Origin of the sequence: Nocardioides panacihumi (genome assembly GCF_039530925.1) — a bacterium.
GTDB lineage: Bacteria > Actinomycetota > Actinomycetes > Propionibacteriales > Nocardioidaceae > Nocardioides > Nocardioides panacihumi.
The window spans coordinates 935362-949694 of the sequence record NZ_BAAAPB010000002.1; the positions used below are offsets into that span (position 1 = coordinate 935362).

Sequence of the window (14333 nt, forward strand, 5' to 3'; positions counted from 1 at the left end):
TATGTCACACCGCCCCACGTGACATGGCGCCCGTCACCGCGCGTATCGTGCTGCGTCGTGGCAACCACCGAACTCGTCAAGGGAGTGCGCTCGACGCGCTCGACGATCGCGCTGAAGCTGCTCATGGCAGCCAGCGGCATCGTCTTCATCCTGTTCGTACTCGTGCACATGTACGGCAACCTCAAGGCCTTCTCCGGTCACGACGCCTACAACGAGTACGCCGAGCACATCCGCACGATCGGCACTCCGATGCTGCCTCGCGAGGGCCTGCTGTGGGTGATCCGGGCGGTGCTGATCGTCTCCCTCGTCGCCCACGTCACGAGCGCGATCGTGCTGTGGCGGCGTGCCGGCAACGCGCGCCCGGTGCGCTACCAGGTGAAGCGCAACGCGGCGTCCTCGTTCTCGTCGCGGACGATGCGCTGGGGCGGCATCACGATCCTGCTGTTCCTCATCTGGCACCTGATCAACTTCACCATCGGCAAGGTCAACGTCACCGGTGGCGCCACGAACGACCCGTACAACCTCCTGGTCGACAGCTTCGACACCTGGTGGCTGACCGTGATCTACCTCATCGCGATGCTCGCCCTCGGCCTGCACCTGCACCACGGCACCTTCAGCGCCTGTCAGACGCTCGGGTTCACCAACACCGTCGCCTCCCGCACCCGCGCACGCATCTTCGGATGGATCGTCGCGATCGTGATCGCGGGGGGCTTCTCGTTGGTCCCCCTCTTCACGCTGTTCGGCGTCATCGACAAGTAAGGGCTGACTGACATGGCTGACGCAACCCACTACCTCTCCGGTCTGACTGCGACCAACGAGGCCTCCGTCCAGAAGTCCGACGACGCGGAGGGCTTCTACGTCCTCGGCGACAAGCTCGTCGACGAGCGGACCCCCACCGGCCCGATCGCCGAGCGCTGGACCACCCGCAAGTTCGAGAACCGCCTGGTCAACCCGGCCAACCGCCGCAAGCTGTCGGTGATCATCGTCGGCACCGGCCTGGCCGGTGGCGCCGCAGCCGCCACGCTCGGCGAGGCCGGCTACAACGTGAAGTCCTTCTGCTACCAGGACTCCCCGCGCCGGGCGCACTCGATCGCCGCCCAGGGCGGCATCAACGCGGCGAAGAACTACAAGGAGGACGGCGACTCCGTCTTCCGCCTCTTCTACGACACCGTGAAGGGCGGCGACTACCGCGCCCGCGAGTCGAACGTCTACCGCCTCGCCGAGGTCAGCGCGAACATCATCGACCAGTGCGTCGCGCAGGGCGTCCCGTTCGCGCGGGAGTACGGCGGCCTGCTGGACAACCGCTCGTTCGGTGGCGTCCAGGTCTCCCGCACGTTCTACGCCCGCGGCCAGACGGGCCAGCAGCTCCTGCTCGGCGCCTACCAGGCCATGGAGCGCCAGGTCGCGGCCGGCACGGTGGAGCAGTTCACCCGCCACGAGATGCTCGACGTCATCGTCGCCGACGGCCGTGCGCGCGGCATCATCGCCCGCGACATGGTCACGGGTGCGGTCGAGACGCACCTGGCCGACGCCGTCGTACTCGCCACGGGCGGCTACGGCAACGTCTACTTCCTCTCCACGAACGCGATGGGGTCGAACGTCACCGCCGCGTGGCGCGCGCACCGCAAGGGCGCCTACATGGCCAACCCCTGCTACACGCAGATCCACCCGACCTGCATCCCGGTCACCGGCGCGCACCAGTCGAAGCTGACGCTGATGTCGGAGTCGCTGCGCAACGACGGCCGTGTCTGGGTGCCGAAGAACGCCGCCGACTGCGAGAAGGACCCGCGCGACATCCCCGAGGAGGACCGCGACTTCTTCCTCGAGCGGATCTACCCGTCCTTCGGCAACCTGGTCCCCCGCGACATCGCCTCCCGCGCCGCGAAGTACATGTGCGACGAGGGCCGCGGCGTCGGCCCGCAGATCGAGGAGACCGGCCCCGACGGCGAGAAGCGTCTCGTCCGCCGCGGCGTCTACCTCGACCTGACCGACGCGATCCGTCGGATGGGCCGCGACAAGATCGAGGAGAAGTACGACAACCTCCTCGACATGTACGCGCGGATCACGGGCGAGAACCCGTACGAGGTGCCGATGCGCATCTACCCCGCCGTGCACTACGTCATGGGCGGCCTGTGGGTCGACTACGAGCTGCAGACCAACATCACCGGCCTCTTCTGCGCCGGTGAGGCCAACTTCTCCGACCACGGGGCGAACCGCCTCGGCGCCTCGGCGCTGATGCAGGGTCTCTCCGACGGCTACTTCGTCCTGCCGAACACCATCCGCGAGTACCTCGCCGACGGCCCGTTTGCGCCGATCGACGAGTCCCACCCGGCCGTCGTCGAGGCGCAGCAGTCGGTGCAGGAGCGGATCAACCGGTTCCTGTCGATCGACGGCACCCGCTCGGTCGACTCCTTCCACAAGCAGCTCGGCCAGATCATGTGGGAGTACTGCGGCATGGAGCGGACCAAGGAGGGCCTCGTGAAGGCCATCGGTCTGATCCGTGACCTGAAGAAGGAGTTCTGGGCCAACGTCAAGGTGCTCGGCTCCGCCGACTCCCTCAACCAGGACCTCGAGAAGGCCGGCCGTGTCGCCGACTTCATCGAGCTGGGCGAGCTCATGTGCATCGACGCGCTCAACCGGCGCGAGTCCTGCGGTGGTCACTTCCGCGGCGAGTCGCAGACCGAGGACGGCGAGGCCCTGCGCCACGACGACGAGTTCGCCTACGTCGCGGCCTGGGAGTTCGGAGGCGAGGACGGCTCCCCCGTCCTGCACAAGGAAGACCTGATCTACACGGCGATCGAGATGAAGCAGAGGTCCTACAAGTGAAGCTCACCCTCAACATCTGGCGCCAGCCGAACGCGGCGGCTCCCGGGGCGATGCACACCTACGAGCTCGACGGCGTCTCGTCGGACATGTCGTTCCTGGAGATGCTCGACCTGCTCAACGAGCAGCTCGTCACCTCGGGCGAGGAGCCGGTCGCGTTCGACTCCGACTGCCGCGAGGGCATCTGCGGCATGTGCTCGCTGATGATCAACGGCGAGGCGCACGGGCCCGAGGTCACCACGACCTGCCAGCTGCACATGCGCTCGTTCACCGACGGCGAGACGATCACCATCGAGCCGTGGCGCGCCTCGTCCTTCCCGGTCGTCAAGGACCTGATCGTCGACCGCTCGGCGTTCGACCGGATCATCCAGAACGGCGGCTACATCTCCGCCAACACCGGAGCGGCGCCGGAGGCCAACTCGGTGCCGGCGCCCCGCGACAAGGCCATGCGGGCCTTCAACGTGGCCACGTGCATCGGCTGCGGCGCGTGCGTCGCGGCCTGCCCGAACGGGTCGGCGTCGCTGTTCCTCGGCGCGAAGATCACCCACCTCGGCGAGCTCCCCCAGGGCCAGCCGGAGCGCTACTCGCGCGTCGCGTCGATGGTCGCCCAGCACGACCACGAGGGCTTCGGCGGCTGCACCAACATCGGCGAGTGCGCCGCGGCCTGCCCCAAGGAGATCCCGCTCGACGTGATCAGCCAGCTCAACCGCGACCTGCGGAGCGCGATCAAGCAGGGTTACTGATCCGCCGAGACGTCAATCCGTAGGGTCCGAGACGTCAAACGAGACAGAAGGCCGCCGGGCATCCGGCGGCCTTCCGTCTCGTTTGACGTCTCGGACCTTACGGATTGAGGTCTCGGCGCGCACGCAGGGCCTTGAGGCCGATCGCGCCGAGCACCGCGCCGATGATCAGGTCGACGACGATCAGGATCGTGTGCGCGACCCAGTAGCCGGTCGGGTGGTCCTCGCCCCGTGAGTGCGCGGCCGACAGGTTCTTCGCGAACGTGATCCAGATGAAGAAGTTCCAGATCGCCACACCGATGAGCAGCCACGCATGCTTCTTCGAGAACTTCATTTGCGTCCCACCTTCTTGAGCAGTCCCAGAGCAGCCACCATCGTCGCAGCGCCCGCCAGGAACGAGCCCGCGGGGACGGTACGACGCCCCTCCGACGAGGCCTGCGCCACACCGGGACCGGCGAGGGACAGCGCCGGCGTCTGCGGACCCTGCACGGGCGGTGCGACGTCCGCCGCTGCCCGGGCCGCGCGCGCAGCGGACGACGTGTGGGCCCAGGCCGCCGCGTAGAGCACGACCTTCGCGAAGTAGTTGATCCAGACCAGCAGGATCAGCGCCGCGCCGAACGCCGTGAACGCCGGGTTGCCCTGCACGAGCTGCAGCAGGACGACGGAGATCGCCTTGAGCACCTCGAACGCGGCCCCGCCGAGGACCGCCGCGCCCCACAGCGACCGGTCCGGCACCGGGGGCCGGCCGACCAGGCGGAACAGCAGGAAGAACAGCACCGTGTCGATCGCCCAGCTGATCAGCCGGGTGAGCGCGTCGAGGATCCAGGCCGTCCCTCCGCCGAGGCCGAGGTAGTCGACCACGTCGGCGGAGAAGCCGGTGATCGCGCTCGCGACGATCACACTGAGGAACAGCGTCGTCCCGATCGCGACCAGCCCGACCAGGTCGCGCAGGTTCGCCGACAGGAACCCCGGCCGGTCCTGCGGGGGGATCCCGAACACCACCTGGAGCGACCGTCGCGTCGCCCGCAGCCAGCCGAGGCCGGCGTACAGCACGCCGATCAGGCCGAGGATGCCGGCGAGGCCGGTGAAGCGCTGGACGTCCTCGACGGAGATCTGTCCCTCTCCCGGCCCGACGAGGCCGGGCATGATCTGGTTGATCGCGTTGGCGAGGGTCTCCTCGGCGTCGGCGTAGATGCGCGCAAGCCAGCTCACCGCGAAGACCGCGAGCGCGAGGATCGGGAACACCGACAGGAATCCGAAGTAGGTCACCGCACCGGCCTGCTGGCCGGCTTCGACCGCACCGTAGTGCTCCTGCGTCCGCACGGCATGGTCGACCACCGGCCAGCGCGCGCGCAGGTCGTCGAGGCGCTGCTTGGGGCCGGTCATGCCGGGTCCGTACCCGGTCGCTAGCGCCGTGCTGCCGAGCGCAGGGCGAAGTCGCGCGTCGGGCGCCACCCGTCCTGCTCGTCGTGGACGTAGAGGTGGAAGTCGTCGACCTCGAAGCGGCAGTCGAACTCCGCCAGCTCCTCGAACGCCCGGTCCAGGGCCGCCTCGGGCAGGTCGTGGGCGACGGTCACGTGCGGGTGGTACGGGAAGGAGAGGTCGACCTCGAGCGGCCCGCGTCGTACGGCGGACGCCAGCTGCTCGCACGACGAGATGCCCTCCACCACCGCGACGAAGACCACCGGCGAGACCGGCCGGAAGGAGCCGGTGCCCCGCAGGTGCACCTGGAACGCGTCGACGGTCGCCGCGACCGACCCGAGGTGGGCCTCGATGTCATCGAGGGCCGCGCTGTCGATCTCCGTCGGCGGCACCAGGGTGATGTGGGTCGGGATCATCGACGCGGTCGCGTCGCCGAGCCGGGCGCGGTAGTCCTGGAGCTGGGTTGCCCACGGCTCCGGGATCGCAACGGCCACACCGATCGTCCGCACGCTGGTCGACATTACCGGGCAGGCTACTGCGTCGGCTTCTGGGTGTCCCGGGCCGGCGGCACGAAGCCGACGCGCTCGTAGACGTCGGCCAGCGTGCGCGTGGCGACCTCGCGCGCCTGCTCCGCACCCTTCTCCAGGACCGACATCAGGTGGGTCTGGTCGTCGAGCAGCTCGAACGTCGTCGTGCGGAACGGCGTCACGAAGTCGACGACGACCTCGGCCAGGTCCTTCTTGAGGTCACCGTAGCCGCGGCCGACGTACTCCCCCTCGAGCTTCTCGACGGTGCTTCCGGTGAGCGCGGAGTAGATGCGCAGCAGGTTGGAGATGCCGGGCTTGGACTCCTCGTCGAACCGGATCTCCGAGCCGGAGTCGGTGACGGCGCTGCGGATCTTCTTGGCGCTCACCTTGGGGTCGTCGAGCATCTCGATGATGCCGCCGGGGCTGGACGCGGACTTCGACATCTTGCTGGTCGGGTCCTGCAGGTCGTAGATCTTCGCCGTCTCCTTGAGGATGTAGGGCTCCGGGAGGCGGAAGGTCTTCTTGTAGCGGCTGTTGAACCGCTGCGCGAGGTCGCGGGTGAGCTCGAGGTGCTGGCGCTGGTCCTCGCCGACGGGGACGTAGGCCGGCCGGTAGAGCAGGATGTCGGCGGCCATCAGCATCGGGTAGGCGAACAGGCCGACGCTCGAGGCGCCCTCGCCGCCCTTGGCCGACTTGTCCTTGAACTGCGTCATGCGACGGGCCTCGCCGAAGCCGGTCAGGCACTCCATGACCCAGGCGAGCTGCGCGTGCTCGGGCAGGTGGGACTGGACGAAGATCGCGCTCCGCTCGGGGTCGACGCCCGCCGCCAGCAGCTGGGCGGCCGCGACGAGCGTGCGTCGGCGCAGCACCTTCGGGTCCTGCTCGACGGTGATCGCGTGCTGGTCGGCGATGAAGAAGAACGGCTCGTAGTCGGCCTGGAGGGCGTCCCACTGCCGCACCGCACCGAGGTAGTTGCCGAGGTGGTAGCTGTCGGCGGTCGGCTGGATGCCGGAGAGCACCCGCGGCCGGACCTCAGGAGTGGTGTCGGGCATGGCGTCATTGTCGCCGATGCACCCGGGCCGGTCCCAACCGGGTTTCCGGTTTGCCCGCTCCCCGGCCGATTGGCAGGGTGGCCGCGTGACGTTCCCCGGAGAGATCCCGACGTTGACCGACGGTCCCGTCGTGCTGCGCGCGCACCGGCCCAGCGACGCCGAGCGGTGCGTGGAGCAGTCGGTGGACCCCGAGTCGGTGCGATGGACGACCGTGCCGACGCCGTACACGCTCGAGCACGCACATCAGTTCATCGGGTCCCGGGCCATGGCCTGGCTCGACGACACCGAGTGGGGCTTCGCCGTCGAGGTGGAGGGCCGGTTCGGCGGGTCCGTGTCGCTGCGCAACGAGGGTCGGGGGCGCGCCGAGATCGCCTACGGGTCGCACCCGGACGTGCGTGGCACCGGCGCCATGGAGCGAGCACTGCGGCTGCTGCTCGGGTGGGGCCTGACCGCCCGCGACCTCCGCACGGTCATCTGGTGGGCGAACGAGGGCAACTGGGCCTCGCGCAAGCTCGCCTGGAGGCTCGGGTTCTCCTACGACGGCTGCGTCCGCGGCTGGCTCGACCACCGCGGCGAGCTCACGAACGCGTGGGTGGGCACGCTGCTCGCCGGCGAGGCGATCCAGCCACGGGAGGGCTGGGAGACGGCCTCAGCGCGCTGAGGAGACCCCCGCGGCCGTACGTCGGTGCAGCAACGCGCTCCAACCCAGCATCGCGATCCCGAAGACCGCCAGCGTGGCGCCCACGAGCGCCGTCGAGCGGTAGCCGTAGCCCCACGCGATCGCGAGGCCGCCGAGGTAGGCGCCGAGCGCGTTCGCGATGTTGAGTGCGGCGTGGTTCATCGCCGCGCCGAGCGTGACCGCGTCGCCGGACACGTCCATCAGCCGGATCTGCAGGTTGACCGCGATCACCGATCCCGCCGCGGTGACGAGGAAGATCGCCGGGAGCAGCAGCCAGCCGTGCGGCGCGACCAGCCAGGTGAGCAGCATGATGAACATGGAGGCGACGCTGCCGACCAACAGGCTGCGGAAGACCGACCACTGGGCGAGCTCGCCGGCGAGCATGGTGCCGACGACCATGCCGAGACCGAGCGCGAGCACGAAGACCGGCACCGTGTCGGCGGAGAGGCCGGCGACGTCGGGGACGATCTTGCCGATGTAGGAGTAGATCGCGAAGAGGCCGCCGAACCCGGCGGCGCCGGCCACCATCGTCAGCCAGACCTGTGCGTTGCCGAAGAAGTCACGCGCCTCGGAGCGTCCGGTCGCCTCCGGGTTGCCCGGCATGTGCGGCACCGACACCGCGACCAGCACGACCGTCGCCGCCGCGAGCAGCGCGGCGGCGAGGTAGGTCGAGCGCCAGCCGGCGTGCTGACCGAGCCAGGTGGCGGCCGGCACACCCAGGACGTTCGCGACCGAGAGACCGAGCATGACGCTCGCGACCGCCCGGCCGCGGCGCTCAGGGGCGACCAGGCCGGCGGCCACCAGCGAGGCCACGCCGAAGTAGGCGCCGTGCGGAAGCCCGTCGAGGAAGCGGGCGACCATCAGCACGTGGTAGCTCGGCGCCAGGGCAGAGAGCACGTTGAACGCGGCGTAGGCGCCCATGAACGCGAGCAGCAGCCCCTTGCGCGGCAGGTGCGCCACGAAGAAGGACAGGATCGGGACGCCGACCACCACACCCAGCGCGTACGCCGAGATGATGTGCCCGGCTGTCGGGACCGAGACGTCGAGGCCGTCGGCGATCTGCGGCAGGACCCCCATCGTGACGAACTCGGTGGTGCCGATGGCGAAGCCGCCCATCGCGAGCGCAAGGATGGGCAGCACGGCGTGCTTGGCGCTCCGCTCGGGCGGGGCGGTGAGCTCGGTGGTGACTGACATCCGTCGCTTTCGATCGATCCAAGGGGACGCTTGGCGGCAACCCACGCCGCGCCCGTGCTATTCCCACCGGGCGGATCGTGTCCCGGACGGCGCGGATCGTATGCTGCCTCGGCCGACGTGAAGGGGGCTCTGTGCTCAGGATCCAGCGATCCGCGGGACCGATGGTGGCCTGGGTGACGTTCGCCCTCCTCGCGCTGGCGGCGCTGGACGCGTTGTTCACGCGACTGGTCCTGAGCGCGTCGAAGCCCTGGTCGGCGATCGCGCTGGCGCTGCTCGGCGTGGGCGCGTGGCTGGCGCTGTCGGGGCCGATCGCGCGACGGGTCGGCAGCCTCCGGCCCGGATCGCGGCGCCTCCTGCTGGTCGGCGGCGCCCTGGCCTACCTCGCACTCCAGCTCACCCTGACGCTGACGACCGCGCGACTGCCCGGCTTCGACGCGATGGTCCTCTTCTCCGCTGCGCAGAACGAGGTGCTCGGCGTCGACGGGGGCGCCTTCTACGTCCGCTACTTCACGCTCTATCCCTTCAACGAGCTGCTCGAGACGATCTACTACGTCCTGTTCTCGACCGTGCACGCGTTCGGCGGCGGGCCGCGCCAGTTCACCTACGCGGCGTGCCTCATGAACGGGCTGTTCCTCACGACGTCCGCCCTGTTGACCCTGAAGGTCGCTCGGCGCCTGCTGGGCGGGGTGGCCGCGGTCTTCTGCACCGGCCTCGTGGCGGTCTTCCTGCTGCTCTCGCCCTGGCTGCACGTCGTCTACTCCGACACCGTCGGCATGATGTTCCCGATCGCGATGCTGGCCGTCGCGAGCGCCGTCTCGCCCGAGGCCAGCGGCTGGCGGCGTCTCCTCCCGTGGCTCGCGATCGGTGTGCTCGGCGGCATCGGCATGTCCATCAAGCCGACGGTCGTGTTCGCGCTCGTCGGCATCGTCGGCGGCCCTCTCCTGTTGCGGCCACGAAGCTTCCGCTCCCACGGTCCCGCCGTCGCGGCCGCCGCGCTCGCCTTCCTCGTGATCCGAGCGCTCGTGCCTGTCGGCATCCACGCGGCCGACATCAGCCCCATCCAGCAGTCCGATCCCGGCGGTGCCTTCCCCATCACGAGCCAGCTCGCGATGGGGACCGAGGGGTCCGGCGGGTACAACCCCCAGGACGTCGGCGAGATCCTCCGCACCCCCGACGACGAGCGCTCCGCACTCGGCCTGCGGCTCTACAAGGAGCGCGTGAAGGCGCTCGGTGCGTCCGGCTACGCCCGCCTCCTCAACGACAAGCTCACCGCCACCCTCGACCAGGGCACGTTCGGCCAGTGGGGCGAGGGCGGCCTCGTCAAGGTCGCGCCGCTGCGCGACGACGGCGTCAGCCGCTTCGTGCAGTCCTTCTACGACGCCTACGGCAGCAGGCACGGCATCGCCGTGGGCATGTGGGACGGGGTCTGGCTCGTCGGGCTGGCCCTGCTCTGCGTGCCACTGGTCCTGCGCCGTGGCTGGGCAAGGCGCTTCGACGCCCTCTTCCCGATCGCGTTGTCGCTCGTGCTGTTGCTGGCCTTCCACACCGTCTTCCAGACGCGCGCTCGCTACCTCTACCTCTACGCGCCCTTCCTCCTGGTGCTGATGAGCGGCGGCGCGCTCCAGGTGCGAGGCGCGGTGACGGGGGCCGTCCGCCGCTCGCGCGCCGAGCGCACGAGCTGACGGACGGCCGGCGCCCTGCCTCAGCCGGCCAGGTGACCCCACGTCGCGGCCAGGTCGGTCCACGGACCGCTCGCAGCGACCTCCCCGTCGACGAGTACGACGACCCGGTCGGCCTGAGCGAGTGCAGCCCGCTTCGACGTCGCGCCGATGACGGTCGCGCTCCGCTCGCGCAACGCCCGCCACAGCTCGATCTCGGTGGTGGCGTCGAGCGCGCTCGACACGTCGTCCGCCAGGAGCAGCTCGGCGTCGGTCGCCAGGGCCCGGGCGAGCGCCAGGCGCTGGACCTGTCCGCCTGAGAGTCGGACGCCACGGTGGCCGACGAGCGCGTCCTTGCCGCCGGCGTCGTCGACGTCCGGCCCGAGACGTGCGTCGGCGACCGGTCCTTCGAAGGCCCGCTGGTGGCCGAGCCGGACGTTGTCGGAGAACGTGCCCGACAGCACCCGCGGCACCTGCGCGACGTGAGCGACCTGGCCGGGCCTCAGGAAGATCTGAGCGTCCTCGACGACACGGCCGTTCCACCGGATCGTGCCGCCGTGGTCGATGAGGCCGGCCAGCGCGGAGAGCAGGCTGGACTTGCCCGACCCGACCTGGCCGACGAGCAGCACCAGCTCGCCGGCCTCGACCGCGAGATCCACCCCTGACGCGCCGATCGTGCCGTCGTCGTGGAGAGCCGAGAAGCCCGTGAGCTCGAGGCGGCGCAACGGCACTCGCTCCACCGCCGGCGGCTCGGGAGCCGCACCGGTCACGAGGTCGACCCCCGGCGGCAGATCCATCAGGTCGACGCCGCCGGCGAACCGGCTCGTCTCCTTCTGCCAGGCGCGCGTCCCGGGCGCCTCGGTGACGACCATGCCGGCAACGCGGCCGAACCAGTCGAAACCGGAGACCGCGTTGGCGACCAGGAGGGCCGTCGCGAGGGACCAGCCGCCCCAGACATAGGCCGCCCAGGCCGTGACGATGCCGCACTGGACCATGACGATCGGCACGCCGTCGAGGACCGCCTGCACGCGGTGCTCCTTGACGGCCGCCGCCACCCTGCCGGAGTCGACGCTGCGCAGATGGGCGTGGACCTGCCGCGTCGCCGCGGCGAGCTTCACCGTCCGCGCGGACTCGAGCGCCGAGACCAGGGCACGCCCGAACCGGGCGCGAGCGGCTGAGGACGCTGCCGCCGAGCGGCCCGCGATCGGTCGTCCGAAGCTCGAGGCCAGCGCGGAGGCCACCATCACGACCAGGAGGACGGCGCCGGCCAGCCAGGTGCCGCCGACGAGTGCGGTCACGCCGGCGATGATCAGTCCGTTGACGAAGTCGACCCAGCGGTCGGCGTACCTCGCGTAGCGGTCGGCGTCCATCGACCGGGCGACGACCTCACCGGCCGGCGTCCGGACCAGTCGGTGCTGGCCGGTCTGCCCGTAGAGCACCGCCATCCGGGCTCGGAGCATCACCTCGACCCACCACCGCGGGTAGCACCAGAACGCGTACGCCAGCATCAGCGGGGCCGCGATGAGGCTGACCACCAGCGCGACGACCAGCCAGCCCGGCGAGCCGCCCTCCTTGAGCGTCTCCGCGATGCGCCCCCAGAGGAGACCAGTGAAGGCGCCCTGGGCGCCGCTCAGCGAGGCGAGCAGGAACATCAGTGCGCCGACCAGCCCCCACTGCGGCCGCACGAGCAGCGCGTGCGCGATGCCGCGTGCCAGGGACGGACCCGTGCCGACCTCGGGCGTCGGCGGCGGTGGCCCCGAGCGACGCACGCCGCCGACGCCGGTGGCGTGGTCGAGGGTCGCATGGACCGCCGCGCTGCGCTCGTGCGCCGGCTCGCGCTTGTCGCGACTCGCCTCGAGCAGGTCGCGGAACGGGCCCGCCTCGAGGGCGAGGTCGGCGCGCGCACCCGTCTGGACGACCCTGCCGTGGTCGAGCACGGCCACGAGGGGAGCCCGCTCGATCGTCGAGAGACGGTGCGCGATCAGCACGCCGGTCCTGCCCGCGAGCAGCCGGTCGGAGGCGGCGACCACGCGGCGCTCCGTGAGCGGGTCCATCCGCGCCGTGGCCTCGTCGAGGATGACGACCCGGACGTCGCGGACCAGCAGCCGTGCGAACGCGACGAGCTGCTCCTCCCCCGCCGACAGCGACGTCCCACCCGGCCCGAGCAGCGTGTCGAGGCCGTCGGGCAGGCCCGCGACCCAGCCGTCCAGGCCGAGCTTGGCCACCGCGTTCCGAATGGTCGCGCGGGGCAGGTCGTCGTTGAAGAGCGCGATGTTCTCGGCGAGCGTGCCCGCGAGGATCTCGGTCCGCTGCGTGACGACGCCGACCGCGGCGCGCAGCTGCTGCAGGTCGAGGTCGCGGACGTCGACCCCTGCCACGAAGACCGTGCCGCGGGGCGGCTCGACCGCGCGTGAGACCAACGACGCCACGGTCGACTTGCCCGACCCCGTCCGGCCGACCAGGGCGATGGTCTGTCCGGCCGGCACGGACAGGTCGATGCCCCGCAGGGCGAACGTGCCCTCCGCGTAGGAGAAGTCGAGGCCACGGATGTCGATGCCGGCGGCCGACTCGGCCGGCACGGGCAGTCCGCCCTCGGGTTCGGGCTCGACCGCGAGCATCTGGCGCAGCCGGATGACCGCGCCGAGCCCGGCCTGGAGATCGGGCAGGTGGTTGGCGAGCATCGCGATCTGGCCGACGAAGGTGGAGGTGACCAGGAAGAGGGTCACCAGCCGCGAGACCGGGAGGTTGCCGTCCATGGCGAGGGCGACGCCGGCCACGGCGACCCCGGCGAGCAGCGCGTGCAGCAGTACGCCGGCGCGGCGGCCCAGCTTGGCCTCGATGGTGACGACCGCCAGGAAGCGGGCGTGCACGGTCGCGGACAGGGCCGCGACGCGAGCGATGACGTGGGACTGGCCGAGGCTGGTGCGCAGGTCGTCGCGACCCGCGATCCCCTCCTCGAGCGCTGCGGCGTGGTCCGTCCAGGCCATCTCCTCGACCACCTTGCGCGTCGCGATCTCGCGGAGGAGGCGTCGGATCGCCAGCCAGGTCACCCCGCCGAGCAGCGGGAAGAGGAAGAACGAGGGCCACCAGGTGACCCCGGCGACCACCCACATCGGGATGGTCCCGAACAACGCCCGGAACAACATCCACAGCTGCCAGCGCATCAGGTTGCCGACCTCGTGGGAGTCGTCGTCGACCCGGTCGAGGATCTCGCCGACGGCCTGCTCGTTGAGGGCGGCGAGGGGCTGCCGCATGGCCGCGCGGAGCACGTCCTCGCGCAGCTTGCCCTCGACACGGTCGCTGACCCCGACCCAGGCGACCTTGCCGCTCGTGTCCACGATCGCGGCACCGATCACGCACAGCGCGAGCAACGCGACGAGGTGTCCGCTCGGGCTCGCCGTCAGGCGGCCCGCGACCACCGTCCCGAGGGTCGCGCTGACCGCCGCGACGGCCGCGGCGGCCAGTGCGGCGACCGTCACCGGCCCGCGCAGACGGCGCCAGTCGACTCGCCGTGAGGGGTCGTCGAGAACCTCCGCCGGGAGGGTCCGGTCGGTCGGGGAAGGAGGTGCGAGAGTGTCGGTCATCAAGGACTGACGCTACGGGTTCGGACCGACACTTCTCTCCTGGTTTTTACTCTCGCACCGGGCCGATCCGGCGCAGCGCCTCCCGACGACTCAGCCCGCTCAGCGGGTGTGTGTCGACGTACGCCCGCACCCAGTCCGGGTCGACCGAGGATGCCTCGCGCAACGCCCACCCGATCGCCTTGCGCACGAAGAACTCGGGGTCGGCGAGGTTGGGCTCGACGACCTCGGCGAGCAGGTCGAGGTCGACGCGGTCGCGGCGACCGAGCTGGCTGATGATGGCCAGCCGTCTCATCCACAGCGACCCGTCCCGCGACCATGCGCGCACCAGCTCCGCGGTCGGCGCGGGGTGCGCGTCGTGGAGCTCGGCCACCCGGTGGGCGACCTCGTCGACCAGGTCCCACCACGCGCCCGTGCGGGCCATGTGCTCGAGCAGGCCGACCACGGCCCAGTCCCCGCGCAGCGGACGCAGCGCCAGCAGGGCGAGGGCGGCGTACCGCTCCTCGCGATGCGTCGCCTCGTCCCACAGCCGCGCAGCCGCGGCGCGCAGCACCTCGGGCCGGCTCTCGCCCGCCGCCCGCACCTCGCCGCGTACCAGACGCCGCACCTCGGGCACGCGGACGCCGAGGAACGGCATCGCCGACTTCATGTACGCCT

At 70.9% G+C, this 14333-nt stretch carries 12 protein-coding genes; 5 read left to right on the forward strand and 7 right to left on the reverse strand.

The window, feature by feature from the left end; translation table 11 throughout:
- Positions 1-57: 57 nt before the first annotated feature.
- The 3 genes from ABD205_RS13735 to ABD205_RS13745 are packed head-to-tail and all read left to right on the forward strand — an operon-like array spanning position 58 to position 3566.
- Positions 58-759, forward strand: coding sequence for a succinate dehydrogenase cytochrome b subunit (locus tag ABD205_RS13735; RefSeq protein WP_344045550.1), 702 nt, complete (start codon positions 58-60; stop codon positions 757-759).
- A gap of 12 nt (positions 760-771) precedes the next feature.
- The gene (locus ABD205_RS13740; RefSeq protein WP_344045552.1) at positions 772-2826 is read left to right on the forward strand and encodes a fumarate reductase/succinate dehydrogenase flavoprotein subunit; all 2055 of its coding nucleotides are present in this window, start codon (positions 772-774) and stop codon (positions 2824-2826) included.
- Positions 2823-3566, forward strand: a complete 744-nt coding sequence (locus ABD205_RS13745; protein ID WP_344045554.1) for a succinate dehydrogenase/fumarate reductase iron-sulfur subunit — start codon at positions 2823-2825, stop codon at positions 3564-3566. Before ABD205_RS13740 ends, ABD205_RS13745 begins: the two co-directional genes overlap by 4 nt.
- Before the next feature lie 97 nt (positions 3567-3663).
- On the opposite strand, the gene ABD205_RS13750 is transcribed toward ABD205_RS13745, so the two are convergent.
- From ABD205_RS13750 to trpS, 4 genes are read right to left on the reverse strand one after another with little or no spacing between them, the layout of a single operon-like run.
- A complete protein-coding gene (locus ABD205_RS13750) occupies positions 3664-3897 on the reverse strand; it encodes an SCO4848 family membrane protein (protein ID WP_344045556.1) in 234 nt (77 codons plus the stop codon).
- Positions 3894-4949: a YihY/virulence factor BrkB family protein gene (locus ABD205_RS13755; protein ID WP_344045558.1), complete on the reverse strand. Its 1056-nt coding sequence runs from the start codon at positions 4947-4949 to the stop codon at positions 3894-3896. Before ABD205_RS13755 ends, ABD205_RS13750 begins: the two co-directional genes overlap by 4 nt.
- Before the next feature lie 20 nt (positions 4950-4969).
- Positions 4970-5506, reverse strand: a complete 537-nt coding sequence (locus ABD205_RS13760; RefSeq protein ID WP_344045560.1) for a 2'-5' RNA ligase family protein — start codon at positions 5504-5506, stop codon at positions 4970-4972.
- Between the two features lie 11 nt (positions 5507-5517).
- The gene (trpS, locus tag ABD205_RS13765; RefSeq protein WP_344045562.1) at positions 5518-6564 is read right to left on the reverse strand and encodes a tryptophan--tRNA ligase; all 1047 of its coding nucleotides are present in this window, start codon (positions 6562-6564) and stop codon (positions 5518-5520) included.
- Positions 6565-6649: 85 nt separating this feature from the next.
- Between trpS and ABD205_RS13770 the strand changes: the two genes are divergently transcribed.
- A complete protein-coding gene (locus ABD205_RS13770) occupies positions 6650-7225 on the forward strand; it encodes a GNAT family N-acetyltransferase (RefSeq protein WP_344045564.1) in 576 nt (191 codons plus the stop codon).
- Here the strand turns inward: ABD205_RS13770 and ABD205_RS13775 are convergent.
- Positions 7214-8437, reverse strand: a complete 1224-nt coding sequence (locus tag ABD205_RS13775; protein ID WP_344045566.1) for an MFS transporter — start codon at positions 8435-8437, stop codon at positions 7214-7216. The genes ABD205_RS13770 and ABD205_RS13775 overlap by 12 nt on opposite strands.
- A gap of 173 nt (positions 8438-8610) precedes the next feature.
- Here ABD205_RS13775 and ABD205_RS13780 point away from each other — a divergent pair, with 173 nt between their 5' ends.
- On the forward strand, positions 8611-10119 hold the full coding sequence (locus tag ABD205_RS13780; RefSeq protein ID WP_344045568.1) for a glycosyltransferase family 39 protein: 1509 nt from the start codon (positions 8611-8613) through the stop codon (positions 10117-10119).
- A gap of 20 nt (positions 10120-10139) precedes the next feature.
- Here ABD205_RS13780 and ABD205_RS13785 read toward each other — a convergent pair whose 3' ends face one another.
- Positions 10140-13679: an ATP-binding cassette domain-containing protein gene (locus ABD205_RS13785; protein ID WP_344045570.1), complete on the reverse strand. Its 3540-nt coding sequence runs from the start codon at positions 13677-13679 to the stop codon at positions 10140-10142.
- 46 nt (positions 13680-13725) lie between these two features.
- The coding region (locus ABD205_RS13790; RefSeq protein ID WP_344045572.1) for a DNA alkylation repair protein at positions 13726-14333 on the reverse strand (608 nt) is incomplete at its 5' end.

What these genes read in the sequence shown, in the direction of transcription:
- ABD205_RS13755 (WP_344045558.1), bottom strand. Translation starts at nt 4,949, where the DNA reads ATGACCGGCCCCAAGCAGCGCCTCGACGACCTGCGCGCGCGCTGGCCG.
- ABD205_RS13775 (WP_344045566.1), bottom strand. Translation starts at nt 8,437, where the DNA reads ATGTCAGTCACCACCGAGCTCACCGCCCCGCCCGAGCGGAGCGCCAAG.
- ABD205_RS13760 (WP_344045560.1), bottom strand. Translation starts at nt 5,506, where the DNA reads ATGTCGACCAGCGTGCGGACGATCGGTGTGGCCGTTGCGATCCCGGAG.
- ABD205_RS13750 (WP_344045556.1), bottom strand. Translation starts at nt 3,897, where the DNA reads ATGAAGTTCTCGAAGAAGCATGCGTGGCTGCTCATCGGTGTGGCGATC.
- ABD205_RS13785 (WP_344045570.1), bottom strand. Translation starts at nt 13,679, where the DNA reads ATGACCGACACTCTCGCACCTCCTTCCCCGACCGACCGGACCCTCCCG.
- ABD205_RS13740 (WP_344045552.1), top strand. Translation starts at nt 772, where the DNA reads ATGGCTGACGCAACCCACTACCTCTCCGGTCTGACTGCGACCAACGAG.
- trpS (WP_344045562.1), bottom strand. Translation starts at nt 6,564, where the DNA reads ATGCCCGACACCACTCCTGAGGTCCGGCCGCGGGTGCTCTCCGGCATC.